Origin of the sequence: Calothrix sp. 336/3, assembly GCF_000734895.2 — a bacterium.
GTDB lineage: Bacteria > Cyanobacteriota > Cyanobacteriia > Cyanobacteriales > Nostocaceae > 336-3.
On sequence record NZ_CP011382.1, the window covers coordinates 4,631,679 to 4,658,277 of the forward strand.

The window sequence follows — 26,599 nt, forward strand, 5'->3', positions numbered from 1 at the left end:
AAATCAGATTGAATAAATATACTCTCAAACCTAAGTTCAAACTACTATCTAGTAATCAAACAACTTCAATTAGGAAAATTAAATTACTTATCTATTTGGGGTAATATCAGAGCTAGGATGAATAAACAGATTCACATATTAAATTGATTCCTAACAACTTGCGAGGAAAATTCTAGACAGAAAAATAATTATAAAATCTGGATATGAATTTGTACTAAAAATATATTTTGTAGATATTCTACACTAAATACTCTATCATTCCGATGAGCAGAAATTAAAATCTGAATCAAGACTATAAACATGACTCTATCTATTGCACATTTGGGACCTCCTGGAACCTATTCAGAGCAAGCAGCAATTCTCTATGCTGAGTTGCTAGCATCTAACAGCAAGCAAAAAACCCTATTATGTCCCTATCCCAGTATTGCTCAGTCGCTACGTGCAGTTGCAGAAAATCAAGTCAACTTAGCTGTTGTACCAGTGGAAAATTCTATTGAGGGTGGTGTGACAATGACTCTAGATGCTATGTGGCAACTAGATAGTTTACACATTCAGTTGGCATTGATTATGCCAATAGTCCATACACTTGTGTCTTGTGCTAGTAGTATACAAGAGATTAAAACTGTATATTCCCATCCCCAAGGTTTGGCACAATGTCAAAAATGGCTAGAACAATTTTTACCTAATGTCCAATTAATCCCCATAAACTCAACGACAGAAGCCTTGATAGGATTGAGAGAAGATATTACTGCTGCCAGCATCTCTCCCCAACGTGGGGCACAGTTATACGATTTACCAATATTAGCTTATGGTATCAATGATTACCCAGAAAATTGCACTCGTTTTTGGGTTGTTAGTCAAGGTAATTTAGCGATCGCCGAGGGGAGTTCTTACCGAAACATTGCCCAACCTATAATTGATAACTCTAGCCGTTATACGTCTTTGGCTTTTACTGTACCAGCAAATGTACCAGGAGCTTTAGTAAAACCATTGCAAGTATTTGCCCATCTGAATATTAATCTCAGTCGTATTGAATCTCGTCCCACTAAGCGATCACTAGGTGAGTATCTGTTTTTTGTTGACTTAGAAGCAGATGAGAATAGGTTACCCATGCAGTCAGCTTTACGCGAATTACAGGGTTACACAGAGGTTTTAAAAATTTTTGGTTGTTATCAAGTTTTAGAAATTAACCCGCCAGCAATGGTTAAGTAATAAGTGATGGATGCTCAATACTGAGTACTGAATGCTATCGAGTTATCACTCAGTACTTTTAAGTATATACTTACAACTTTTGATTAAAAGTATCTTTGAGGACAGTACGAGCAGCCAGATGATTACGGGTAGAGGTCAGAATTTCCGACTCTCGCTCTAGACGCAGGGCTGTATCTTGCAGTTCTAATAATGCTTGTTGTTCGTGAGGAACACCATATAGATTACTTGCTACCCAGTAGGATAACTCTGTGGGCAAGTCTGGCAAGTCTTCAGGCAATTCAATTTTCTGCTCTGTCAGCTTAGCCGATAGATGGACAACATCTCGTAATAGCTGCTCTACTTCCGTGGCTAAAGGGTATAAATCTTTTGTGGGTATTTCGTCTTCAATCCACTCTACTAAACCGACACGGTAAGGTTTTTCTCGAACATATTCGAGAACACGAAATCTTTGTTGTCCCAGGGTGAACATTTTGATTCTGTCGTCTGGTAACTTTTGATGGTGGACGATTTCTGCACAACAGCCGATGTTGGCAATTGTTCCTTGAACCGGATCGAACATGAGTACACCAAACCTGCGATCGCCCTCCAGAATTGTGTTCATCATAATTCGGTAACGAAACTCAAAAACATGGAGAGGAAGTGGTCTAGTGGGAAATAGAACTACTTCCGGTAACGGGAACAGAGGTAGTTCACGAACAGCAATTTTAGAGGAGGATGCCATTGTCACCTTAGTATAAATTTAATTTTAAAATCTGTAATTCTTTACTTTTCTCCCGTATGCTAATTCCATCTTATCATTTTGTTTCCCAGTAATTAGGAAACCCTGGGTTCGATTTCTCCAGGGTAATGTCAATATTCAAACACAAGACAATAGGCAAAGATGTAGTATCCATTAGTCATAATCAACTAATCACACTCCCTTACCTATTTTCTCTTTGAGCAATAGCGATTGACTAATTACAACTTCACCTCAATATCTACACCCGATGGCAAGTCTAACTTCATCAACGCATCAATGGTTTTCGAGGAAGGCTGGTAGATATCGATAATCCGACGGTGGGTGCGGGTTTCAAAATGCTCACGGGAGTCTTTATCTACGTGGGGCGATCGCAATACGCAATAAATCCGACGTTTTGTCGGTAAAGGAATTGGACCGATAGCAGTGGCATTAGTCCGATTTGCAGTGTCTACAATCTTCTCACAGGAGGTATCAAGTAAACGACGGTCAAAAGCTTGCAAACGAATTCTGATTTTTTGTTGTTGTAGAGTAGCCATCTTAAATTTTCCTGGTTCTGGATTACTTGTAGGGGCGAAGATTAGAAGTTAGAGGCGAGAATTTCAAAATACCTGTTTCTGATTCTGAGCCTCTAGGCTTTAATCCCTGAAACGATGTCAAGAAGTTTAATAGTTAAGAGTGATAAGAAAATTAGCCACTCTGCTATGGTCGATGCTCCACGTGGTCAATGCTTCACAAGGAATCGCGGAGGGCGATCGCTAAAACAAGAATTGTGTTATGTCACTATCTTCAATTCTTTGACGTTTGAGACTTTTGCAACCACAATGGAAAACATTCTGAGTACAGATGAAACAATTAAACTTGAATCATTGCAAATGCTTTACAGGAGCAAATTTTCGATTCCCAATCGCTATAACTTCTTTGTTGGATGTCGAAGCTTCAGTGAAAAGAGCAGAGTGGAATTATACCATCTCTGCTCTTCAATTAATTGTTAAAGTTGCCAGGTGTTACTTCAAAATTTTCGAGACAACACCGGCACCGATGGTGCGACCACCTTCACGAATCGCAAAGCGCATACCTTGCTCAATAGCGATCGCGTTAATCAATTCTACTGTCATCTTAATCCGGTCTCCGGGCATGACCATTTCTGCGGCACTACCGTCATCAGCAGTAAAGCTTTTAATGGTACCGGTAACATCAGTTGTCCGCACATAGAACTGAGGACGATATCCAGAGAAGAAAGGAGTCTTCCGACCACCTTCTTTCTCTGTTAAAACGTAAACTTCACCTTCAAATTCGGTATGAGGAGTAATAGAACCGGGTTTAGCTAATACCATTCCCCGTTCAATATCTTCTTTCTTTAGACCACGCAGGAGTACACCCGCATTGTCTCCAGCCATCCCTTCTTCGAGACTCTTTTTGAACATCTCGATACCAGTAACAGTGGTAGCACGGGTTGTTTTAATCCCTACTAACTCAACGTTGTCCCCAACCTTGACTCGACCACGTTCAATCCGTCCAGTTGCCACTGTACCCCGACCAGAGATGGAGAAAACGTCTTCAACCGCCATCAAGAAAGGTTTGTCAACGTCACGCTCTGGGGTGGGAATGTAGGCGTCTACAGCATCCATAAGTTCGTAGATTTTATCTACCCACTTGTTGTCGCCACGCTGGGTTTTGGGATTAGCTGCCATGTGTTCTAGGGCTTGCAAACCAGAACCTTTGATAATGGGGATGTCATCACCAGGGAAATCATAACTAGAAAGGAGTTCACGTACTTCCAATTCTACGAGTTCCAGTAGTTCTTCATCATCCACCATGTCTTCTTTGTTCAAGAAAACAACAAGGCTTGGTACACCAACTTGCTTCGCTAACAGAATGTGTTCACGAGTTTGGGGCATGGGTCCATCAGCAGCAGAACACACTAGGATACCGCCATCCATTTGAGCAGCACCAGTAATCATGTTCTTCACATAGTCAGCGTGTCCTGGACAGTCCACGTGGGCATAGTGACGATTGGTGGTTTCATACTCTACGTGAGCAGTGTTGATGGTAATACCCCGTGCTTTTTCTTCGGGGGCAGCATCAATCTGGTCATAGGCTTTTGCTTGAGCCTGACCCAACGCAGCCAAAGTCATGGTGATTGCTGCTGTCAATGTTGTCTTACCATGGTCTACGTGACCAATAGTACCAATGTTTACGTGAGGTTTCGTCCTTTCAAACTTTGCGCGTGCCATGAATACTCGTTTCCTTTATCTAACTAAGCGTTCCCTTTGCTTTTAGCAATAATCGCCTCAGCTACGTTGCGAGGCACTTCTTCGTAGTGGCTAAACTCCATAGAGAAGATGCCCCGACCTTGGGTCTTTGACCGAATATCAGTGGCGTAGCCAAACATTTCTGCCAGTGGTACCTTCGCTGTGACTTTGGCAAGACCCTGCTCAGAGCCCATCCCTTCAATTTGCCCACGACGGGAGTTGAGGTCACCCATTACGTCTCCTAGGAAGTTTTCGGGAACTTCCACCTCGACTTTCATCATGGGTTCCAACAATACGGGAGAAGCCTTCAGTACAGCTTCTTTCATCGCCATAGAACCAGCGATTTTGAAAGCCATTTCTGAAGAGTCTACATCATGATATGAGCCATCAACTAAAGTTGCTTTGACATCTATCAGAGGATAGCCCGCCAGCACGCCAGATTCACAACTTTCTTTCATGCCGGCTTCTGCTGGACCTACATATTCTTTGGGTACAGAACCACCGACAATCTTAGAAACAAATTCAAATCCGCTTCCTGGTTCTCCTGGGGCTAGGTCAATCACAACGTGACCATACTGACCTTTACCACCACTTTGACGGATAAATTTACCTTCAATTCTGTTGACGGCTTTACGAATTGTTTCACGGTAAGCTACCTGTGGTGCACCCACGTTTGCTTCTACCTTGAATTCACGTAACATCCGGTCTACAAGAATTTCCAGGTGCAACTCACCCATACCTGCAATTACGGTTTGGTTGGTTTCTGGATCGACATTCACACGGAAAGTCGGATCTTCTTCCGAAAGTGCTTGCAGTGCTTTGGACAGCTTGTCCATGTCGTTCTTGGTTTTGGGTTCTACCGCTACCGAGATTACGGGTTCTGGAATAAATAGTGATTCCAAAATGACTGCGGCACCTTCATCACAGAGGGTATCACCTGTTAAGGTGTCTTTTAACCCTACTGCTGCCCCTAAATCTCCTGCTCTGAGTTCGTCTACGTCTTGACGGTCATCTGCTTTCAATACTACGAGGCGAGAAATTCGCTCTTTCTTATTTTTCGTGGCATTGAGAACATAACTGCCCTTCTTCAAAACACCCGAATAGACTCGAACAAAGGTCAGACGACCATAGGGGTCTGCCATAATCTTGAACGCAAGGGCTGCTAGTGGTTCAGAATCATTGGCATGACGCTCTACCACATCCCCATTGGGAAGTGTTCCTTGGATAGGAGGTACATCAATGGGCGCTGGTAAATAATCTACCACTGCATCCAACATCAGCTGTACGCCTTTGTTTTTGAAGGCGGAACCACAAAGCATGGGGACAATACTGCCAGTGATAGTGCCTTTACGTAAAGCAGCACGAACCTCTTCTTCGGTGAGTTCTTCACCTTCAAAGTACTTGTTCATCAATTCGTCACTAGTTTCAGCAACTGCTTCTACTAGCTTGCTGCGGTACTCTTGGGCTATCTCTTGCATATCGGCAGGAATATCTTCTTCTTTAATATCCGTGCCTTTATCATTGGTATAAATAAATGCTTTCATCCGCACTAAGTCTACCAATCCAAGAAATTCGCTTTCTGCACCAATGGGTAGTTGGATAGGAACTGCATTTGCCCGCAGGCGATCGCGTACTTGTTCGTAAACTTTATAAAAATTCGCACCTGTACGATCCATCTTATTCACGAAGACGAAACGTGGCACTTTATAGCGGTCAGCTTGTCGCCAGACGGTTTCTGTTTGTGGTTGCACACCACCGACAGAACACAATACTGTGATTACACCATCTAATACCCGCATGGAACGCTCAACTTCAATAGTGAAGTCTACGTGTCCTGGAGTATCAATAATGTTAATTTGGTGATCTCTCCAACTGGTACTGATTGCTGCCGCAGTAATGGTGATACCCCGCTCCCGCTCCTGTTCCATCCAGTCGGTTACGGCTGTTCCTTCGTGAACTTCACCAATTTTATGAACTACACCAGAGTAAAATAATATTCTCTCTGTAGTTGTTGTTTTGCCCGCATCTATATGCGCCGCAATACCGATATTGCGTACTCTCTCTAGCGGGTTAGTACGTGCCACAGCTGCCTCCTATACATTTCGCCTCATGATATCTTGTATATTACACTTTGTTAAGATTCTATACTTTTACGGTCAACCGTCTTTTTCTAGCAGCTACAGGATATATTTCCCAATCAGACGCGCCAATGATTTGCTGTGGACTGTTTCGTCGGGGCGCGTCTGGGAACTAGTAACGATAATGGGCAAATGCTTTATTTGCTTCCGCCATCCGGTGTGTTTCTTCCCGCTTACGAATCGCACTACCGCTTTCATTAGCAGCATCCATTAGCTCATTGGCTAACTTCCCTGCCATTGTTCTACCCGAACGTTGTCTAGAATATTGTACCAGCCAGCGTAATGCCAGAGTTGTGCCTCGGTCAGAGCGAACTTCCATGGGTACTTGGTAAGTAGCACCACCGACTCGACGTGCTTTGACTTCTACCAGGGGTGTGGCATTGCGCACAGCTCTTTCAAATGTTTCCAAAGGATCGCTGCCAGTGCGTTCCTCAATTGTTTTCATCGCATCATAAACTATGCGGGCTGCAATAGATTTTTTGCCGTGACGCATGATGCGTCGAATTATCATGCTAATCAGACGGCTATTATACACAGAGTCAGGCGGCACTGGACGCCTTTGAACAACACCACGACGAGACATACTTAACCTTTAGTTGGGATTTGCAACGAGGATTATATCCGATCAGACAGTGATTTTCACCGTTGTAACAACGACACTGACCAAAAAGAGCTTGCTGTCTTTAATCCAAGACAAACAAGACGACAACAATAATACATCCATCCGGGAGAAGGCAAACGGTAGTACCTCTAACCCTTCGCTAATAAGCGTACAGAGGAGCTTCCCTAGTGCCTCTACTCTCAATTCCAAAATGTCTCTGTCGCCGACAACATTTCTTAAAAACCCTACATTCGCCCGTAGAAATGAATGCAGGTAGAAGCTTCACCACTCTAACTTGATTTATGTAAACAGGCTAGGGTCTTAAAAGTTTGTTTTGTTATGGTGGTAGGGCGAATTTGGATGGATTGCCTTTTTCCAATAACTAAACTTTGAGATTGCTTTAGCCAATACTAGCTTGCTTACATTTTGTTTTGTGTTTTTGCTCAATCTAACGCTAGTCGAAGATTAATCAGAGTGAAATTAATCTTACTAGTACAACAGGGTATAAATAAATCTCGCATCCAAAAAATTAGCTTTTTGAATTTGGTGACGCTATTAATTTTGTGGGAGTATCATCTCTGTTATTGAAGGCAAAGGTCTGAGGGAGACTTCATAATTTACCACAGGTTTACCTTCTTGCTGAAATACACTGCACAAATTTAAGGATAGCGCTACTAGATATTATTTTGGACGTTTTGTTCCATACTTGGAACGACCCTGTTTGCGGTCTTTGACTCCGGCTGTATCCAATGTGCCACGGACGATGTGGTATCTCACACCAGGTAAGTCTTTCACCCGACCTCCACGAATCATCACTACGGAATGTTCTTGCAGGTTGTGACCGATGCCAGGGATGTAAGCGGTAACTTCAAACCCGGATGTTAAGCGAACCCTTGCTACTTTTCGTAGTGCTGAGTTTGGCTTTTTCGGTGTGGTGGTAAACACTCTTGTGCAAACGCCCCGACGTTGGGGACATTCTTTGAGAGCGGGAGATTTCGTCTTTTGACGCGCACTTTCGCGCTTTTTACGGATTAGTTGCTGTATGGTTGGCATGGGTTACAGCGCGTGCAGCTGCTTAAGTCTAACTTTTAACAAATCCTGATTGTAGCGTTGTTCATGTTTTTCTGTCAATTAATTTTTCTTTCTGTCTGGAGTGAAGAAAATGGGGAATTATTTGGCAAGAAAGTGACTTTGAAGAATTTTGATGGATAATCAGGGATTTAAGGCGATATATTGGCAAAAATATCAAAATAATCTCAGGTTGATGGGCTATTGACCAACAGAAAAGGAATTGCCGCATCCACAGGTAATTTTTGCCTGGGGGTTATGGAAGCGAAAAGCTCCACCCATTAAATCTTGGGAGTAGTCAATGACTAAATCGTGGACATAGCTATAACTTTGCTCATCGATGAGAATTTGTGTATTTTGAGATTCAAAGAGGCGATCGCCTGGTTCAGGATTTTCCACAAAGGACATATCATAGTAAAGTTCGTGACAGCCTCCAGGCTTAATTGCCAAACGCAAGCAGGGCTTTTGTTGTTGTTTAGACAATAAGCGTTGAATTTCCTCTTGTGCCGTTGGACTTAATTTAACCATGTCTTGAGATTACATCACATACTAAAAACCCCATCTTGCGTTGGGATGACGGATGGGGTCTGAAAATAATTTAAATCGAAGGTGGCAAAAAAAAGAATCTCGTTTTAAGAATCTTGATTTTTTTCAGTCCGAGCATAGTCATCTTGATAGCGGATGATATCATCTTCTCCCAAATATTCGCCATTTTGGACTTCAATCAATACTAGGGGAATCACACCAGGATTCTCTAAACGATGGGCTGTACATTGCGGTACATAGGTAGACTGATAGTTACCAAGTAATATTTCTTGATCGCCACAAACAACTCTGGCAGTTCCAGAGACGACAATCCAGTGTTCACTACGATGATGATGCATTTGTAAACTCAGGCGATGTCCTGGTTTAACTTCAATGCGCTTGATTTTATACCCACGTCCTTCTTCTAGAATTGTGAAAGAACCCCAAGGACGTAATTCTGTTGCTGCAACACCTCTAGGGGTGACACTGGGGGGTAAGGGTAATACTGGAGTTGATGTGGTTTCTTGATATTGAGCCATAAAATAACCTCGTTTGGTGATAAAACAAACTTTCTGTGCTCTTTACCATTGATGGAAAATGTAGGCGCTATATTGCAACCGTAAAAATCGCCAATCTGCTCTACCTTTGCCAAACATAGCAAAAGCTGTCTTTTCGGTGTAATTGATGACTACCGCAATAGCAGTATCTACATCAAGTCTTTATAAATTAGGGTATTAGCTTCTAACTAGCTTTAAATTTAGGTATGGGGTGGGAATTAATCACCATTCCCTAATTCAATAAGGATTGACTCAGGGTTTTTTCGACTTCCTTTTGGTGGTGGGTGTTTCCAGAAATATACCAATCCCATTATGAACACGGGCTGCGGTATTGGGCGAACGGTCAAGCAGTTGCCCCCCTAGGTAGAGACTAGTGGAACTACCTCCGTCTAGGTTGAGAGCATTCACACATCCCATCTGTTGCATTAATTGAGCATGTTCTGTAAGGGTTGCTCCAGAACCTCCAACGCGGTTTTGCACAGCTGCTAAAATTAAATTTCCAGTGTTAGTGTGACAAATCGCACTACGAACAGCTTTTTGAGTCACAAAGGCGTTGCTGAATTTTTCGGCTGTTGCGTCAAGAACGATACGATTATTCTGAATCAGTAGGGGACCGGCACCAAGGATTTGGGAATAGAGATTAAATTCCTGGGGGAAAGTGTCTGTAATGATTCTGACTTTACTACCTAGGTTTAAGGCAGAGATATTACTGATAGCACCTGCACGTAGAGCAAGGAGATAACCTTGGAGGGGGATAGAAATGGGGGTTTTGCCAACCTTCGCAACTTCGATTTGATTTGTAATTTGATTGTTTTCTACAACTAGTACAATTTCATTATCTGTTAAGGGTGTGTAGCGATCGCCCCAGGCAGAAGTGTAACGAGCAATACCACTTTGTACGTAACCACTATTGAAAAATAAAATTGGCAAACGTTGATTATTTTCTGTAATTAGGGTTTCCGGTGCGCTGAGACGAGCCACAGCAAATTTACCAGAATTATCCCAGGCGATCGCCCCTCGATTCAGAATTGGGCTAGATAACCACCGTCCATCCCGACGAATTGCTCCCAAGGGTAAACGATTATTACGGTTAAAAAAACCACCATTAATAGCTGCGTATGCCAAATTATTTTGAGCAATTTGCATTAAGGGTGCTGTGCCCTCCATGGTTTGAGAATTAGGTACAATCGGTTTAATTTGCAACCCTGGGGTTCGGGAATTAATTTCTAGCCAAATGACTGGAAAGCGTTCTTGCCCTAAAATAATATATTGTTGTCGCCAACGAATTCCCTCAGCCCAAGTGATATCACGGGGAACTAAAGCATCCGGACGCACATTAATTATTAAACGGTGAGGGCTAGCCGTTGTTGCTACTGACGGAGCTAAGTTAAAGGGTACGCTTAGCTTAATTACAGTCTGATTGTTAACTATTTCGACCTTTGTAATCAGTGGCTCTACGGCTATAGGATTTGTAGAATCACCCGGTAATAATTGCTTCAGCAGATTGGGTAAAGGTTCAGGCTGGTATCTTTGAATAATTGTCGTATCCGCTATACCATCAATAGTAATTGTCCACTCTCGATTTGTTGGCTTGGCTTGATTATTGGGTTTAGGAATAGGATTGTCAGGATCATCAGGAGGTATCTGAGGTTGATTTTTGGCAATGGGTAAACCCTGAATTATTTGCCAGGGAGCAGGATTATCTAAATTCACACTGATGCTTTGCCCAAAAGTTCCTTGATTCTCCTGAATATCAGTAATGCGCGTGCTTTGTGTTGTGATGATAAGAGTATTACCTGATACTTGCAGTTGCCATCCTGCATCCTGAGCAAAGTCAGTAATATCTAAGTAACGATATCCCCTCAATAACTTAGCAGTGAGGATTGGTGTTTGGCTGAGAGGGTAATACCACTGTATTGGTTGACGTTGGGGATTATTTGTGTTGAGTAAATCGACACCAAATATCTGCCGCAATGTAGCATCGCTGAGATGGGTGGTAATCAAGCCATTAGTACGTTGCTGGAGCCAAGCAGCAGTTAAAATACGACCATTCAGAGAAATTTGATTACCAGAAGTTTGACCCGTTCTATGGGTAGGTAGTTGTGATACTTGTCTATTCTTAACTATCGATTGTGCTGACGTTGGGACAGTAGCACTTTTAATACCGAAGATAGTCAGAACTAAGGATAGAATCATCAGATGAGTAGCGAATTGCTGCCAATTCTTCAGTGTTATTACCATAATGTTTATCTAAATAGCAGAGTGACTACAGGATTTGTCCAGACTATCGAGTTTGAGGGAATTATTTTTGTGCGAAAATAATCAGTACAGCTAGTAACTTGCCCATTTTCCCTCTTATCCAAATAAATCTGAAAAAATAGTACTAAAGGACAGCACAAAGCAAGCACCTATTGCCATTAGTCAAAAACTGTAAAAAGCTTCTGAATTTCGACCTTTGAGTGCTGTTGTGCTAGGGAATAGGATTTTCTTAGAACTTGTCAATCTGGATTGAGAAAAGCTGACTGGGGTATATTTGGCGAAATCTATCTATCAAATTGATTCTGTCAATTGAGATTACAAGGTAAAATGAGAAGACTGCTGTCTGAGTCATGATTTACCCAATTGTGTAATTTAGTATTACAGGCACAAGTGACTGAAATATTTAAAATATTGATTGATTTATTTGTACCTAGTTCCCCATTCTTGGCTTTTATGTTTTTATACCAGAATTTAGTCGAATTAAACTCCTCGGAAAATCCCAAAAAAATGTAGCTTAAGCTACACAATATTATCAATTAATTAGAATTCTCAACTGGCTATACTCAATTATCTTAGGACTTGGGCAATACTGAGGAAACAAAAAAATCCAATCATCAGGGAAGGTATGGTGCAACCCCCTTGATAGGAACACAGTCGCACTTTTTACACACCTAGATTCTGGAATTTTTGATTTTCTCGCCCCTAACTTAGAAATGTTGGCTAGTGTTCAGTCAATACAAAATCTTTGACAGAGCTTTTACCAACTGAATCCCAAGTTTATATCCCTAGGGGGAAATCAGATTTTTTGCCTAAAGACTTCACAAAGGAGTGTTTATACGGTCTTAAAGTTTATAAAGATACACATTTTCTCTGAAACTAGCCGATTAAATTGGACTTTGTCATGAAAATGTGATATTCGGTGTTCTAATATCTGATTTAAAACTGACTAATTCCCCATCTCAAAATATCGGTTTTTAGTGAATACGCGAAACCATGGTGTACAGAGAATTATTCACAAAATCAACATGAAGTGACAATTTTGCATTAGAATAGTTAATCCTCACGGAGGATTTCCGCAGAAGGAATACGGTTTCCAGAGCAGACGAAATGAGGATGTCAGTAAGAATCTAGAGGATTAATCAACAGACGTAGGAATTGTCAAATGGGTATATAGTGTAATACTCTGATTTTGTGCCTGAATCAGGACGGTTTTGCCAGTAGAAGTAGTGTCTTCTTTTGTTGCAAGTTTGGTATAGGGTAAATCATGTCGATTTTACCTGTAAGTTTTTTTGCCCAAAAAATCAAAATACTGAGTAGTTGGCTTTGAATTATGTCAAAACCGCCTTGACAAACTTCATATCCTTAAAGTCCGCATATACACCAAAAATAAAGCAAAAATTTTAACACAGGTATTATTCTAGCGATCGCCATGCGTTAATTTTTTTTCCCAATTTACCCATATTTTCGGCAATTCTATGGTTATTCTTCGGGGAATTTAGCAAACTACTCTCACAAAATAGTGGCAAAATTTGTAACTCAAAATGTCAGGGATAGTATATGGATAACGAATCGATGAATCAAGAACAAGCAATGGCAACAACAGAGAATCCCTCAAGGTGCGGCTACGAAGGACAAAAATGGTTAGTAGAAGAAAGAGATGCTTGTGGTGTTGGTTTTATCGCCCATCGCCGTCGTCAAGCTAGTCATGAAATCGTGAATCAAGCTTTAACTGCTTTAACCTGTTTAGAGCATCGGGGTGGTTGTAGCGCAGATCAAGATTCGGGAGACGGAGCGGGTATCCTGACAGCTATCCCTTGGGACTTACTACAAGCAGAATTGCCCAAATCAGGAATTACCTTAGGAGATCAAAATAGAATTGCCGTTGGGATGATATTTTTACCCCAGGATGGGGCATTAGCGGCAAAAGTTAAAACTGTTTTTGAGAAAGTTGCAGCAGAGGAAAAATTAAGCGTACTGGGCTGGCGCGTAGTTCCAGTAAAACCGGAAGTTTTGGGTGTACAAGCCCGGGAAAATCAACCTCAGATTGAACAAGTATTTCTAGTCTCAGAAAATTATAGCGGTGATGAATTAGAAAGACAGTTATACGTTGCACGGCGAAGAATTGTCAAAGCCGTGGACGAAATTTCACAAGATTTCTATGTTTGTTCCCTATCTAACCGCACAATTGTCTATAAAGGTATGGTGCGATCGGCAATCTTAGGGGAATTTTACCTAGATTTGCAAAACCCAATTTATCAAAGCAACTTCGCAGTTTATCATCGGCGTTTCAGTACCAATACCATGCCAAAATGGCCCCTAGCGCAGCCAATGCGTTTATTAGGGCACAATGGTGAAATTAATACCCTGCTGGGTAATATTAATTGGATGATGGCACGGGAAGCAACCTTAGATCATCCAATTTGGAACAATCGCCTTGCTGAACTCAAACCCTTTGTACAACTGAATAATAGTGACTCAGCAACCTTAGATAACGTGTGTGAGTTGTTGGTGCGTTCAGGTAGAAGTCCCCTGGAAGCTCTGATGATCATGGTTCCGGAAGCCTATCGCAACCAGCCAGAATTAAACCAATATCCGGAGATTGTAGATTTCTATGAATACTACAGTGGTTTGCAAGAACCTTGGGATGGTCCGGCACTGCTAGTATTTGGGGATGGGCGGACTATTGGTGCAACATTAGATCGGAACGGTTTACGACCTGCGCGTTACTGCATTACCAAGGATGATTACATTGTTGTTGGTTCTGAAGCGGGTGTAGTCAATTTCCCAGAAGAGAATATCTTAGAGAAGGGAAGACTTGGACCAGGGCAAATGATTGCCGTAGATTTGGAAACGGAAGAAGTTCTGAAAAATTGGGAAATTAAGCAGCGTATTGCCAAGAAAAATCCCTATGGGCAGTGGTTACAGGAGTATCGTCAAGATCTAACTTCCCTGACTGAGAATTCCCTCAGTAATGGTAACGGTAACGGCAAGGTAGCCATTCCTGAAAGACAGTCCTTACTACGTCAACAGCTCGCCTTTGGTTACAACACTGAAGATGTAGAAATGATTATCCAGCCCATGGCGGCGGATGGCAAGGAACCGACATTTTGTATGGGTGATGATATTCCCCTGGCTGTACTTTCAGAGAAACCCCACCTCCTCTACGACTATTTCAAACAGCGATTTGCCCAGGTGACAAACCCGGCGATCGACCCCCTGCGGGAAAGTTTAGTCATGTCTTTGAAGGTAGAATTGGGCGAGAGAGGGAATTTACTGCAACCCCAGCCGGAATATGCTCGGCGCTTGAAATTAGAATCTCCAGTCATTACCGAAGTCCAATTAGAAGCAATTAAGACATCGAGTTTCAAAACTGTAGAATTATCAACCCTGTTTGCAATTGCGACGACAGATAGTGGGGAAGTTGACGCTGCGAAAGGTTTGCAAATCGCTGTCGGGAAACTGCAAGCTGCTGCTGCCGAGGCTGTACGCTCTGGGGCGAAGATTCTTGTACTGAGTGATAAATCTACTGACGGCTTGAGTACGGAATATACTTATATTCCTCCCCTGTTAGCAGTGGGTGCAGTTCACCACCACCTGATTCGCGAAGGTTTACGGATGCGCGCATCCTTAGTTGTGAATACGGCACAATGCTGGAGTACTCACCACTTCGCTTGTTTAATTGGATACGGTGCTGGGGCAATTTGTCCTTACATGGCACTGGATACCATCCGTGATTGGTGGATAGATCCCAAGACGCAGCAATTCATGGAACGGGGCAAGATTAAACCCGTCACCCTGGATGGGGCGATCGCCAACTATAAAAAAGCTGTAGAAGCCGGATTACTGAAAATTCTCTCCAAAATGGGAATTTCCCTGTTAGCCAGTTACCAAGGGGCACAAATTTTTGAAGCCATTGGCATTGGTGCAGACTTACTAGAGTTGGGTTTCCGAGGAACCGCTTCCCGCATTGGTGGCTTGAGCATCACAGAATTGGCTCAGGAAGTTCTCTCTTTCCATTGCAAAGCCTTCCCAGAATTAACTGCGAAAAAACTGCAAAACTTGGGCTTTGTGAATTATCGCCCCGGTGGTGAATACCACATGAACAGCCCAGAAATGGCAAAATCTCTCCATAAAGCAGTGGCAGGGAAAGATTATGACCATTACAGCGTTTATAAACAATACCTCCAAGGTAGACCTGTCACAGCTCTGCGGGATTTACTCGATTTCCATAGCGATCGCCAACCCATCCCCCTAGAACAGGTAGAATCCGTAGGAGATATCCTCAAACGCTTCTGTACGGGTGGTATGTCCCTGGGTGCATTGTCACGGGAAGCCCATGAAACCCTGGCGATCGCCATGAATCGGATCGGTGGAAAATCCAACTCCGGGGAAGGAGGAGAAGACCCCGTACGTTATGAAACCTTGACAGATGTCGATGCCTCTGGTTACTCCCCCACCCTGCCCCACCTCAAGGGTTTGCGGAACGGTGACACAGCCAAAAGTGCCATCAAGCAAGTAGCATCCGGGCGTTTTGGGGTGACTCCAGAGTACCTGATGAGTGCCCAACAAATTGAAATCAAGATTGCCCAGGGAGCTAAACCCGGAGAAGGGGGACAATTACCAGGAGCCAAAGTTAGTCCCTACATCGCCATGTTGCGGCGGTCAAAACCCGGTGTCACCTTGATTTCTCCCCCACCCCACCACGACATTTACTCCATCGAAGACTTAGCGCAGTTAATCTTTGACCTTCATCAAATTAATCCCCAGGCACAGGTATCCGTCAAACTGGTGGCAGAAATTGGTATTGGTACGATTGCTGCTGGGGTAGCCAAAGCCAACGCCGACATTATCCAGGTTTCGGGACATGATGGCGGCACCGGAGCATCTCCCCTCAGTTCGATTAAACACGCTGGCTCTCCGTGGGAACTCGGTTTGACAGAGGTACACCGAGTCTTGCTACAAAATAAACTCCGCGATCGCGTGATTCTCCGGGTAGACGGTGGTATTAAGAGCGGTTGGGATGTTCTCATGGGTGCGTTAATGGGAGCAGAGGAATTTGGTTTCGGTTCCATTGCCATGATTGCTGAAGGTTGCATTATGGCGCGGATTTGTCATACCAACAGTTGTCCTGTCGGTGTGGCTTCCCAACGGGAAGAATTACGCAAACGGTTTACAGGTATTCCTGAACATGTTGTGAATTTCTTCTGTTTCATTGCTGAAGAAGTGCGTGGTTTGCTAGCTCGTTTAGGTTATCGTTCCATAGCTGAAGTAGTGGGACGGGCAGATATGTTAACTCTGCGACCAGGGGTCAACCTGGCGAAAACTAACGCCCTCAACCTCGATTGTCTGTTGAAGTTACCTGATACTCGAACCGACCGTAGTTGGTTAGTTCATGAAACCGTTCATAGCAATGGTGCGGTGTTGGATGATACCTTACTGGCAGATAAAGATATCCAAACAGCGATTCAGAATCAATCCACTGCCACCAAAGCAGTTAAGGTTGTGAATACTGACCGTACCGTGGGAGCGAGATTATCCGGGGCGATCGCTGCGAAGTATGGTGATCATGGTTTTGGTGGACAAATTAACCTCAACTTCTGGGGAAGTGTGGGACAAAGCTTTGGTGCTTTCAACTTGCCAGGAATGATTCTCACCCTGGAAGGAGAAGCCAATGACTATGTCGGTAAGGGGATGAATGGTGGAGAAATCATCATTAAACCCCCAGTCACCAGCAATTTTGACCCCTCACAAAACGTAATTGTTGGTAATACTTGCCTCTATGGAGCCACAGGAGGAATGTTGTTTGCCAACGGAATTGCCGGGGAACGTTTTGCCGTGCGTAATTCCAAGGGAACTGCCGTGATTGAGGGTGCAGGTGATCACTGTTGTGAATACATGACCGGGGGAACTATTGTGGTTCTCGGTAAGGTGGGACGTAACGTCGGTGCAGGGATGACTGGAGGATTAGCATACTTCCTCGATGAAGTTGGAAATTTCCCCGAAATGGTGAACCAAGAAATCGTTAAGATGCAACGGGTTACCACCCCTGGAGGAGAACAGCAGTTACGGGAGTTAATTCAAAATCACTGCGATCGCACTGGTTCTGCCAAAGCGAAACGAATTTTGGACAATTGGTCTACCTACCTACCCCAATTCTGGCAACTTGTCCCCCCCTCGGAAGCGGAGAACCCCGCAGCAAGTCTTCAGGAAACTAAGGAACTTAGTCCTGTGTAATTTATCCATCTAGGTAATTTACCGATATATAGAGAGGGGACGTGATAATTTGCGTCTCCTCTTAATTTTTTTGTCGGGAAATATCACCCTAAATCAAAAATTATTATGGATGATAAGTAGAACGGCTTAAATAATTCACGCTATGTCATTGCGAATGAAACGAAGTGGAATGTTCGCGTAGCGTGCCGTAGGCTCTAGCAATCGCAACGGTTTTGACGATTTTACAATCTGTTACATAGTTAGGTTTATTCTCACCGACTTACTTACTAATTGCTGTATAGTCAGGAAAAATTGTGAAATAGCTCTAGTATTTTCTGTTGTACTCTTTGCTTAACTATCTCTTCCTCACCAGATAGTCCATCACATAACATCTCATATATTAACGGTACACCCAGTTCTAACTCTGATAACAATGTGCGTTGGCTGAATACATCTTCTGGCTTTCCTTCTACTATTAAACGTCCCTTATCCATCACAAATACCCAATCTGCCCAACGATAAACTAAATCCAAATCATGGGTTGCCATCAACAAAGTGGTTCCATCTTGATGGATTTTTTTTAAAGTTGCTATCAATTTACGAGTATGTTTTATATCTAAATAGGCAGTTGGTTCATCTAATACCAAGAGCTTGGGTTCTAAGACCATGACATCAGCGATGGAAACTCGTTTTTTTTGCCCTAAACTTAGGTGATGTACAGGTCTTTCGGCTAAAGTAGTTAGTTCAAATTCTACTAGTGCTTGCTCTACTCGATGTTTAATTTCTGGTTCTGGTAAATCCAAATTACACAAACCATAGGATATATCTTCTTCAACAGTAGAGGCGACTAATTGTTGTTCTGGGTCTTGAAATACTAGACCTACTTGTTGTCGTAAATTACTCAGGTAATGACGATTGTAATTTAGCATTTCACCACGCCAACTGACAATACCAGAATCGGGTTTGTAAAGACCATTGGCTAATAAGAATAGCGTGGTTTTTCCGCAACCATTCTGACCAATTAAAGCACATTTTTTCCCTGATGGAATCTTCAATGTTAGCCCATTTAAGGCTGATTCCTGTGCGCCGGGATAGGTGTAATATACCTGTTCAAATTCGAGTAAATATTCCTGCACAAATTTCCAATCCGATTAATCCTAGACAGCCGCAAATTGCTTCGATGATATAGCGTGCTTGGGGATGATAACGACGAGGATGCCAAACTCGAAATTCTCCTGCAAAACCCCTTGCTTCCAGTCCCAGGGAAAATTGACTATATTGTTGTAAAGTTCGCTGTAATAGTTGCCCTATTAATAATGCTAAACTGTTCATTCCATGATGCCAGGTACGGTAGCCACCACGAGAATTTTGTGCTGTTAATAATTCATTAACGGTGTTTAACAAGATGAAAATAAATCGATACATAAGTAGCAGTAAATCAGTTACAAGCACAGGAAATCGCAAGTAACGCAGAGTTTGTAATATTTCCGTGAAAGGGATAGTTAGCATCATAAAATATAAGCAAGAAACAGATGCTAAGGCTCTGGTTAAAATTCCCCATGCTTGGATACTGCCACTATGGCTAAGATAAATGTAGAAATCGCCGATGGTGAGTCCATAGTACGAGTCTAATTTAACGTTTTGGAAATCAGCTAAAGCAACTCCATTCACCATTAAAGCTGGTAAACTGGTCAAACAAAAAAATATGGTGAACATTAACAAGCGAAAATAAATACCAGCCGGAATCCTGGCATAAATAACTGTCCAAATACCCATCCAAATCGCCATCAAAATTTGTACTAGTGGATGGCTAGCCAGGGAAATTGCAAGGGTTGTCAATGCAAAAATCAGTTTATGTTCTGGTGGCAACTTTCGTAGCCGATTCGTATAAGCTAAAGTGTCTAGTTGCAAGCTCATTCTTCACGTTTTTTTTGTTGGCAACGCCCTTTATATAACCCAATAGCATAGCCGACAAAGCCCGCACCTAGAGCTGCTTGGGAAGCAAATAAGAGGCTGGCAATTTCCGCGCTAGCTGGTTCAAAAAATGATTGAAACCAAGGTTTATATTCTGGCTGTATTTCACTAATTGCTTGTTTGGCTTTGTCATCAGAACCGCCAAATTCTCCACCACGGACAAAGATTAATGGTGCAACTGCTAAAGCTAAGACAGCTGCTACTAATAACCAGTTACTTAACCCTTGTTTAGACTGATTCATTTCCTGGGTTTTCCTGTTTAATTAACTTTAATAATTCTAATTCTTGAGGATTATAAGATTGCAACCAGTTCCATACCAATACAGTCAGCAATCCTTCACTAATTGCTAAGGGAACTTGAGTGATGGCAAAAATTCCGGCGAACTTGCTAAAGGAAGCGATAAACCCGCCAACCGATGCAGGGAAAGCGAGGGCAAGTTGAATAGAAGTGATAATGTAGGTGAGTAAATCAGCGATCGCGGCTGCGAGAAATATAGCGATGCGTTGTTTCCCACCCAACTTAATTGTCAAATTATATATCCAGTAAGCCATAAATGGTCCGGCGATCGCCATGGAAAATGCATTTGCGCCGAGGGTTGTCAAGCCACCATGTGCCAGTAACAAAGTTTGGAACAACAATACTAAAGTACCCAAAACCGACATAGTTAGGGGACCAAACAGTACCGCACCTAACCCCGTTCCTGTAGGATGGGAACAGCTACCTGTAACGGAAGGAATTTTCAAGGCTGACAGCACAAAAGTAAAAGCACCAGCCAAACCGAGTAGTAATTTTAGTTGGGGATTAACTTGGGTGATGCGAGTCAGACTACGCAAGCCTAGGATAAAAAATGGTAATGCCACAATCCACCAAAAAATCGCCCACTGCACTGGTAAAAAACCTTCCATAATGTGCATAGCATAGGCGGGTTGGGGTAAACCAACTACTAGATAAAAACTGATAACTCCTATCAGTATCAGACTGAATAAAGCCTGTTTTTTTCTGTTCATAATCTGTACCTCGCAGATTTATGTAAACTAATTTATCCTCATCGGCGGGCATCCTGACTCACCCAATTTTGGTTCACAGTTGCGGGACAGCGCCGGATTTGCACCGGACTTTCCCCCTTGCGTCCAATAGGATGGTTTGGTGTTAACCATAAGTACCACCCATCAGAACCGATTAAATAGTTACTCAACACTATAGCTATCTACAGCTGAAAGCAACATAAAATCAAAGACTGTAACCCAGGAGAGAATATTTCAGGTGCTGTACTTCTAGGCAAGGCGATCGCTGAAATTCTTATGCTGTTTGGGTTGTGGTTCTCAAATAGCCCTGTCCAGGGAAAAGTATAGAATGGAGGCGATGCAATCGTTCTTAATATTTCTCCAAGCCTGGATTAACAGAGTCATTATTTGGCTAACCCCACTATCTTTTTTCAAATTGGTATGATTTATCAGGACGCAAATGTGACCAGGAAATGTAGATATATTGGGAATTTTGTCTCATGACACCGGAAAAGATTTTCTTAGACGGCAAAACTTTTGTCCCCGCAGAGCAAATACCTATCCCTGAGTGGCCCTGTGTAATCAGTGAAAGACCACAACCAACCCTGACGGTCAAAGATGATGATTTATTCTTGGTGACAGATACCCTAGGGAATATTTCTGGCTGTATGTTGAATGAAGGGAATCCCAGCATGGGTTTATTTTGCTGCGATACCCGATTTTTAAGTCGTTTAGAGTTACAAATAGATGGGCGATCGCCGATTTTGCTCAGTAGCACTGCGGATAAAGGTTTTTCCCTGTCTGTGTTATGTACGAATCCCAGAATCGACGAGCGTCTGAAAGCTGATACCATCGGGATAAAAAGGGAATTGGTTCTGAATGGTGCTTTGTTTGAGGAGTTAGAAATCTCTAACTACAGCACCACCACTGTGAGCTTTGAGTTAAGTCTGAGTTTTGATGCAGATTTTGTCGATTTATTTGAAGTTCGAGGTTTTGGCAGGGACAAGCGCGGTAAACTCTTGCGATTGGTAGAAGCAAAACAGGAAGGAGATAGCGACCAAGAAACCCTCAATTTACCCTCAAATATGGAAATGCTCACCATGGCATATCAAGGGTTAGATGGTTTAGTTATGGAAGCACGGATCCAATTCCAACACCGATTACCTGACTATTTCAAGGGTTATACAGCTATTTGGCAAGTGGAATTAGCTTCCCATGAAACGCAAAAATTTGGTTATCGCTTGAATATGCTGACGAATGGCAAACCCAGTTCTGCCATTAATTCTGCCATTACCTTGTCACAGGCAAAAGCTGCGGAAATGATGGAAGAGCAGCAGTGGGTACAGCAAATCACCCAAATCCGTTCAGACAAGGGTACTTTTAACCGGATTATCGAACGCGCTGAACAGGATATGTATCTGTTGCGTCAGTCCTTCGGTAAGCATAAAACAGTATCTGCCGGTGTACCTTGGTTTTCTACCTTATTTGGTCGAGATTCGATTATCACCGCATCCCAAACCTTGATGTTGAACCCAGAAATTGCCAAGGAAACTCTTATTCTGCTAGCACAATTTCAGGGGAAACAGGAGGACGAATGGCGAGATGAACAACCAGGAAAAATTCTCCATGAATTGCGTCTAGGAGAAATGGCAAGGTGTCAAGAAATTCCCCATACTCCCTATTATGGAACCATTGATGCAACGCCTCTATGGCTGATGTTGTATGCGGAGTACTTTGCCTGGACTCACGACACGGAAATTTTGGAACAACTGTGGTCAAATGCTCTAGCAGCGATGGAATGGATTGACCGCAATATCAAAGAAACTGGTTATCTCAGTTATGCTCGCAAATCCAAACGAGGTTTAGTCAATCAAGGTTGGAAAGATTCTGGTGACTGTATTGTTAATCGCAAAGGAGAATTAGCCAACGGCGCGATCGCCCTCTGTGAGGTGCAAGCATATGTCTACGCAGCAAAAATGCGGCTGGCAGAAATTGCCAAGATGAAGAAACGCCTAGATTTATCTGACCGTTGGACAGAGGAAGCTAGAAACCTGAAATTACGCTTTAATCGCGATTTTTGGATGGAAGACCAGGATTTCTGCGCTTTGGCTTTAGATGGAGATGGCAAACCAGTTGATAGTATCACTTCTAACCCTGGTCACTGCTTACATTTAGGCATCTTCACCCCGGAAAAAGCCTATAGTGTGGCAGAAAGACTACGCGCACCGGATATGTTTAATGGTTGGGGAATTCGCACCCTCAGCAGCTTGTCTCCTGCCTACAATCCTATGGGCTATCATATCGGCTCCGTGTGGCCCCATGATAACGCCCTGACTGTCATTGGATTGCGATCGCTAGGTTTAGTCGATCAAGCTCTAGAAGTCTTCCAAGGTTTGTTTGATATGACGAATCAACAACCCTATCAACGTCCTCCAGAGTTATTCTGTGGTTATGAACGGATCGCCGATAGTACGCCTGTACAATATCCCGTAGCTTGTACACCCCAAGCTTGGGCAACTGGCAGTATTTTCCAAATGCTACAGATGGTGGTAAATCTTGTACCCGATGCGCCCAACAATTGTTTGCGGATTATCGATCCATCTTTACCTGAATCTATCAACCGTCTATCTTTACATAATCTCAAAGTTGGTCCGACAATTTTGGATTTAGAATTTGAGCGTTCCGGTACTACTACTGCTTGCCGAGTCGCAAAAAAACGCGGTAATCTTCGCGTTGTAATTGAAGCCTAATACTTTAAACAAATTTGGGACTGGAGATTTACATATCATCTTCAGCCCCAAATCATAAACATTAAATTTTATTAACTTTCTTCTGATGTTTCGCTTTTTCGTGCTGGGGAAGCTTCATAGAGAGCATCCAACTGCTGACGAGCATCATCAACATTTATAGAACGCATAACTAACAAAGGCTCCTTGATAATGTTACCGGCATCATCTAACAATTCCGGATGGGGAACGTATTGTTTTCTCGAAGCGTAAGGGAATCCACCTTGATTTGCCATAGATGATGAATTGGCAGCATAGTTATTTTCCCTGCCAAAGCTAAACCAGATGAGATTACGAATCAGGTTGGCAACAGCAACAACCGCAAGGATAGTAAAAGCCAGAATGTAAAGCAAGTGTAACATCGGGTTTTCCTCCAAAGACAGCAGGGTTTAAAAACTTTTTCTAATGATGTGCTTCGTTTGTATAAATATGTCTAAGTTTAATTAGAAATGTGACAAACCGATAGCGTACAACTCCCCAAACACAGTTAAAATCTCATCCATCCGATGATGGTTTTGTCTGAATGGCTAAATATTTATCTCAAACATGGCGATCGCCTGAAATTTTCTATTCCTGGAAGATTTCATTTACGTTTCTTCTGACTGTGGTTGAGTTTTCCCCATACGAAAATGCATTGCGACTTTCCAACACTCATTTAGCAAATGATGCCAAGGCATAAGAGTTGCCATTTCAATCCCTACCTGACCGTCGGTTGCAGCAAACAACATCTTGGCTGTGTTCACTTCCTGCTGTGCTTGCTTGATTCTTGTCAAAAAAGCTGATTGCTCTTCTGGACTTAGAAACGGAATAGTCTCTGTTTCTAGCAAGTTGCGCGATCGCCCAAACCAATACTGAAAATCATCCAGCAGTGGTTGTAACACTGTTTTGAGTAATTCCGGCTCTGGCAGATTGGAGTCTCGCATAAACCATTAGCATATTTCTAAGTTTCTTACTAATATTAACGCTATTTACAAAAATTTACATTCTTTACAGATACAAACATCGAATAGATAGGGAAAATAATCCGAAGATATCTGTATTGCAGAATACACTATGAATATTATATGAATTTATGAGAAAGTTTGTATATGCCTCGGAGTGGAGATTTCAGCGAGGTGGTAGCTAAATTCTAGGGACAAGGAGAAGGGGCGATCGCCACAATAGAATATTTGTTCCACTAATGATACAAAAAACAAAAATTTTAATTTCCGCTCCACTGTATATATAAATTCTTATCTTGGAACAGGATAGACAAGTCCCCTACCCCACGGGAAACATCCCCTATCCCCTAACTCTAGGTTCAATGTGAGTGGCAATTCGCCAAATCCCTTCATCCAGATGGTTAGAAATAGCCAATAATATAGATCCAGTTAGGCAAATTTCAGTCAACGTTCATCATCGCTCATGGTTAAACAGCCAATGTCGCCTTCAGAATCTTTGAATAACTCTGAACAACCAGAAAAAATCTCATTACCGAAAACCAGCGAGTCTGAAAACCTGAAAAAGATTCGTCATACAACATCCCATGTAATGGCAATGGCAGTACAAAAGCTGTTTCCCAAAGCGCAAGTGACTATCGGTCCTTGGATTGAAAACGGCTTCTATTATGATTTTGATAGCCCAGAAGCTTTTACCGACAAAGATTTAAAAGCCATCCAGAAAGAGATGGTAAAGATTATCAATCGTAAACTGCCAGTAACTCGAGAAGAAGTGAGTCGAGAAGAAGCAGAACGTCGAATTAAAGCCATCCAAGAACCATACAAATTAGAAATCCTGGCAGACATCAAAGAAGAACCCATCACTATCTATCATTTGGGTGATCAATGGTGGGATTTGTGTGCTGGTCCCCACGTTGAAAATACAGGAGATTTAAACCCCAAGGCGATAGACTTAGAAAGTGTTGCTGGAGCCTATTGGCGAGGTGATGAAACCAAAGCTCAACTGCAACGTATCTATGGAACAGCTTGGGAAACCCCAGAACAGCTAGCAGAGTATAAGCGACGTAAGGAAGAAGCACTGCGTCGTGACCATCGCAAACTTGGTAAGGAGTTAGGATTATTTATCTTCTCCGATTTAGTCGGACCTGGTTTACCTTTGTGGACACCCAAGGGAACTCTGTTACGGAGTATTCTAGAAGACTTCCTCAAGCAGGAGCAGTTGAAGCGCGGATATTTACCCGTTGTAACTCCCCATATTGCCAGGGTTGACCTATTCAAAACATCGGGACATTGGCAGAAGTATAAAGAGGATATGTTTCCTCTGATGGCAGACGATGAGGAAGCCAAAGCAAACGAAATTGGTTTTGTGATGAAACCGATGAACTGTCCTTTCCACATCCAAATCTACAAGAGTGAATTACGCTCCTATCGGGAATTACCGATGCGTCTAGCAGAATTTGGTACAGTCTACCGCTACGAGCAATCGGGAGAATTGGGTGGTTTAACCAGGGTAAGAGGCTTTACTGTTGATGATTCCCACCTATTTGTCACCCCAGAACAGCTAGATAGTGAGTTCCTCAGCGTTGTAGACTTGATTCTGTCGGTGTTTCGGAGTCTGCAACTGAAGAATTTTAAAGCTCGATTGAGTTTCCGTGACCCTGGTAGTGATAAATACATCGGTTCCGATGACGCTTGGGAAAAAGCCCAAGGTGCCATTCGCCGTGCTGTGGAACAATTGGGTATGGAACATTTTGAGGGAATTGGAGAAGCAGCTTTTTATGGTCCCAAGCTCGATTTTATCTTTCAGGATGCTTTGGAACGGGAATGGCAATTGGGAACTGTGCAGGTAGACTATAACTTGCCAGAGCGATTTGACTTGGAATATGTAGCAGAGGATGGTTCTCGCAAACGTCCAGTCATGTTGCACCGCGCTCCCTTTGGTTCCTTGGAACGGTTAATTGGGATTTTAATCGAAGAATATGCCGGAGATTTTCCCCTGTGGTTAGCACCTGTACAGGCAAGATTATTACCTGTGAGTGATACTCAGTTAGATTTTGCCAAGGAAGTTGCTTTAAAAATGCAGATGCAAGGGATTCGTGCAGAGGTAGATACCAGTGGCGATCGCCTGGGTAAACTTATCCGGAATGCTGAAAAAGAGAAAGTCCCTGTGATGGCAGTCGTAGGAGCGAAGGAAGTGGAAACCAACAGCTTGAGTATTCGTACCCGTGCTTCCGGGGAATTGGGTACTATTGCCGTCGATGAGGTGGTGGAAAAAATGAAAACCGCGATCGCTACTTTCAATAATTTCTAAATATTTAGTAGGTTGGGTGGA

19 protein-coding genes and 1 riboswitch are annotated in these 26,599 nt (G+C 42.7%); of the genes, 4 read left to right on the top strand and 15 right to left on the bottom strand.

Going from position 1 to position 26,599, the window contains the following annotated elements; genetic code table 11:
• The first annotated feature begins 300 nt into the window (after nt 1-300).
• Nucleotides 301-1,212: a prephenate dehydratase gene (gene pheA, locus IJ00_RS19225; protein ID WP_035155658.1), complete on the top strand. Its 912-nt coding sequence runs from the start codon at nt 301-303 to the stop codon at nt 1,210-1,212.
• A 70-nt stretch (nt 1,213-1,282) separates the two neighbouring features.
• On the opposite strand, the gene IJ00_RS19230 is transcribed toward pheA, so the two are convergent.
• From IJ00_RS19230 to IJ00_RS19270, 9 genes are all read right to left on the bottom strand, one after another.
• Nucleotides 1,283-1,933 (bottom strand): LON peptidase substrate-binding domain-containing protein, encoded by a 651-nt coding sequence (locus IJ00_RS19230; RefSeq protein WP_035155662.1) that lies wholly within the window; start codon nt 1,931-1,933, stop codon nt 1,283-1,285.
• Nucleotides 1,934-2,169: 236 nt separating this feature from the next.
• Nucleotides 2,170-2,487, bottom strand: coding sequence for a 30S ribosomal protein S10 (gene rpsJ, locus IJ00_RS19235; protein ID WP_008232935.1), 318 nt, complete (start codon nt 2,485-2,487; stop codon nt 2,170-2,172).
• A 468-nt stretch (nt 2,488-2,955) separates the two neighbouring features.
• Complete coding sequence (gene tuf, locus IJ00_RS19240) at nt 2,956-4,185, bottom strand: elongation factor Tu (protein ID WP_035155665.1); 1,230 nt, start codon at nt 4,183-4,185, stop codon at nt 2,956-2,958.
• Nucleotides 4,186-4,208: 23 nt separating this feature from the next.
• Nucleotides 4,209-6,287 carry an elongation factor G gene (gene fusA / locus IJ00_RS19245; protein WP_035155667.1) on the bottom strand — a complete coding sequence of 693 codons (2,079 nt, stop codon included), beginning with the start codon at nt 6,285-6,287 and terminating at the stop codon, nt 4,209-4,211.
• 166 nt (nt 6,288-6,453) lie between these two features.
• The gene (gene rpsG, locus IJ00_RS19250) at nt 6,454-6,924 is read right to left on the bottom strand and encodes a 30S ribosomal protein S7 (RefSeq protein WP_035155672.1); all 471 of its coding nucleotides are present in this window, start codon (nt 6,922-6,924) and stop codon (nt 6,454-6,456) included.
• Nucleotides 6,925-7,623: 699 nt separating this feature from the next.
• A complete protein-coding gene (gene rpsL, locus IJ00_RS19255) occupies nt 7,624-7,995 on the bottom strand; it encodes a 30S ribosomal protein S12 (protein ID WP_035155675.1) in 372 nt (123 codons plus the stop codon).
• A 216-nt stretch (nt 7,996-8,211) separates the two neighbouring features.
• Nucleotides 8,212-8,538 (bottom strand): iron-sulfur cluster assembly accessory protein, encoded by a 327-nt coding sequence (locus IJ00_RS19260; protein WP_035155678.1) that lies wholly within the window; start codon nt 8,536-8,538, stop codon nt 8,212-8,214.
• Nucleotides 8,539-8,642: 104 nt separating this feature from the next.
• Nucleotides 8,643-9,074, bottom strand: a complete 432-nt coding sequence (locus tag IJ00_RS19265; RefSeq protein ID WP_035155680.1) for a phosphomannose isomerase type II C-terminal cupin domain — start codon at nt 9,072-9,074, stop codon at nt 8,643-8,645.
• 270 nt (nt 9,075-9,344) lie between these two features.
• Entirely contained in the window at nt 9,345-11,333 is a 1,989-nt protein-coding gene (locus IJ00_RS19270) for a phosphodiester glycosidase family protein (RefSeq protein WP_082127359.1), read from the bottom strand.
• Nucleotides 11,334-12,908: 1,575 nt separating this feature from the next.
• Between IJ00_RS19270 and IJ00_RS19275 the strand changes: the two genes are divergently transcribed.
• Nucleotides 12,909-17,585 carry a glutamate synthase-related protein gene (locus tag IJ00_RS19275; RefSeq protein WP_035155682.1) on the top strand — a complete coding sequence of 1,559 codons (4,677 nt, stop codon included), beginning with the start codon at nt 12,909-12,911 and terminating at the stop codon, nt 17,583-17,585.
• 281 nt (nt 17,586-17,866) lie between these two features.
• On the opposite strand, the gene IJ00_RS19280 is transcribed toward IJ00_RS19275, so the two are convergent.
• From IJ00_RS19280 to IJ00_RS19295, 4 genes are read right to left on the bottom strand one after another with little or no spacing between them, the layout of a single operon-like run.
• Nucleotides 17,867-18,700, bottom strand: coding sequence for an energy-coupling factor ABC transporter ATP-binding protein (locus tag IJ00_RS19280; RefSeq protein ID WP_035155685.1), 834 nt, complete (start codon nt 18,698-18,700; stop codon nt 17,867-17,869).
• Nucleotides 18,675-19,481, bottom strand: a complete 807-nt coding sequence (gene cbiQ, locus IJ00_RS19285; protein WP_035155688.1) for a cobalt ECF transporter T component CbiQ — start codon at nt 19,479-19,481, stop codon at nt 18,675-18,677. Before cbiQ ends, IJ00_RS19280 begins: the two co-directional genes overlap by 26 nt.
• Nucleotides 19,478-19,780 (bottom strand): energy-coupling factor ABC transporter substrate-binding protein, encoded by a 303-nt coding sequence (locus IJ00_RS19290; protein ID WP_035155690.1) that lies wholly within the window; start codon nt 19,778-19,780, stop codon nt 19,478-19,480. The genes cbiQ and IJ00_RS19290 overlap by 4 nt, the downstream gene beginning before the upstream one ends.
• Nucleotides 19,767-20,546, bottom strand: coding sequence for an energy-coupling factor ABC transporter permease (locus IJ00_RS19295; RefSeq protein ID WP_035155692.1), 780 nt, complete (start codon nt 20,544-20,546; stop codon nt 19,767-19,769). Before IJ00_RS19295 ends, IJ00_RS19290 begins: the two co-directional genes overlap by 14 nt.
• A gap of 25 nt (nt 20,547-20,571) precedes the next feature.
• A riboswitch (cobalamin riboswitch) is annotated at nt 20,572-20,724 on the bottom strand.
• A gap of 319 nt (nt 20,725-21,043) precedes the next feature.
• Here IJ00_RS19295 and IJ00_RS19300 point away from each other — a divergent pair.
• Nucleotides 21,044-23,293, top strand: coding sequence for an amylo-alpha-1,6-glucosidase (locus tag IJ00_RS19300; RefSeq protein WP_035155694.1), 2,250 nt, complete (start codon nt 21,044-21,046; stop codon nt 23,291-23,293).
• A 71-nt stretch (nt 23,294-23,364) separates the two neighbouring features.
• Here the strand turns inward: IJ00_RS19300 and IJ00_RS19305 are convergent, their stop codons facing one another.
• Both IJ00_RS19305 and IJ00_RS19310 read right to left on the bottom strand, forming a co-directional pair.
• The gene (locus IJ00_RS19305) at nt 23,365-23,691 is read right to left on the bottom strand and encodes a DUF2973 domain-containing protein (protein WP_035155696.1); all 327 of its coding nucleotides are present in this window, start codon (nt 23,689-23,691) and stop codon (nt 23,365-23,367) included.
• Nucleotides 23,692-23,916: 225 nt separating this feature from the next.
• Nucleotides 23,917-24,252 (bottom strand): DUF2605 domain-containing protein, encoded by a 336-nt coding sequence (locus IJ00_RS19310; protein ID WP_035155698.1) that lies wholly within the window; start codon nt 24,250-24,252, stop codon nt 23,917-23,919.
• Nucleotides 24,253-24,733: 481 nt separating this feature from the next.
• On the opposite strand from IJ00_RS19310, the gene thrS reads away from it, so the two are divergent.
• On the top strand, nt 24,734-26,578 hold the full coding sequence (gene thrS / locus IJ00_RS19315; RefSeq protein WP_035155701.1) for a threonine--tRNA ligase: 1,845 nt from the start codon (nt 24,734-24,736) through the stop codon (nt 26,576-26,578).
• Nucleotides 26,579-26,599: the final 21 nt, after the last annotated feature.

Excerpts from the sequence above, each read along its gene's own strand:
- rpsG (WP_035155672.1), bottom strand. The coding sequence starts at position 6,924 with ATGTCTCGTCGTGGTGTTGTTCAAAGGCGTCCAGTGCCGCCTGACTCT.
- IJ00_RS19230 (WP_035155662.1), bottom strand. The coding sequence starts at position 1,933 with ATGGCATCCTCCTCTAAAATTGCTGTTCGTGAACTACCTCTGTTCCCG.
- IJ00_RS19295 (WP_035155692.1), bottom strand. The coding sequence starts at position 20,546 with ATGAACAGAAAAAAACAGGCTTTATTCAGTCTGATACTGATAGGAGTT.
- pheA (WP_035155658.1), top strand. The coding sequence starts at position 301 with ATGACTCTATCTATTGCACATTTGGGACCTCCTGGAACCTATTCAGAG.
- IJ00_RS19310 (WP_035155698.1), bottom strand. The coding sequence starts at position 24,252 with ATGCGAGACTCCAATCTGCCAGAGCCGGAATTACTCAAAACAGTGTTA.
- cbiQ (WP_035155688.1), bottom strand. The coding sequence starts at position 19,481 with ATGAGCTTGCAACTAGACACTTTAGCTTATACGAATCGGCTACGAAAG.
- IJ00_RS19260 (WP_035155678.1), bottom strand. The coding sequence starts at position 8,538 with ATGGTTAAATTAAGTCCAACGGCACAAGAGGAAATTCAACGCTTATTG.
- IJ00_RS19275 (WP_035155682.1), top strand. The coding sequence starts at position 12,909 with ATGGATAACGAATCGATGAATCAAGAACAAGCAATGGCAACAACAGAG.
- rpsL (WP_035155675.1), bottom strand. The coding sequence starts at position 7,995 with ATGCCAACCATACAGCAACTAATCCGTAAAAAGCGCGAAAGTGCGCGT.
- IJ00_RS19290 (WP_035155690.1), bottom strand. The coding sequence starts at position 19,780 with ATGAATCAGTCTAAACAAGGGTTAAGTAACTGGTTATTAGTAGCAGCT.
- IJ00_RS19300 (WP_035155694.1), top strand. The coding sequence starts at position 21,044 with ATGACACCGGAAAAGATTTTCTTAGACGGCAAAACTTTTGTCCCCGCA.
- rpsJ (WP_008232935.1), bottom strand. The coding sequence starts at position 2,487 with ATGGCTACTCTACAACAACAAAAAATCAGAATTCGTTTGCAAGCTTTT.
- tuf (WP_035155665.1), bottom strand. The coding sequence starts at position 4,185 with ATGGCACGCGCAAAGTTTGAAAGGACGAAACCTCACGTAAACATTGGT.
- thrS (WP_035155701.1), top strand. The coding sequence starts at position 24,734 with ATGGTTAAACAGCCAATGTCGCCTTCAGAATCTTTGAATAACTCTGAA.
- IJ00_RS19270 (WP_082127359.1), bottom strand. The coding sequence starts at position 11,333 with ATGGTAATAACACTGAAGAATTGGCAGCAATTCGCTACTCATCTGATG.
- IJ00_RS19265 (WP_035155680.1), bottom strand. The coding sequence starts at position 9,074 with ATGGCTCAATATCAAGAAACCACATCAACTCCAGTATTACCCTTACCC.
- IJ00_RS19305 (WP_035155696.1), bottom strand. The coding sequence starts at position 23,691 with ATGTTACACTTGCTTTACATTCTGGCTTTTACTATCCTTGCGGTTGTT.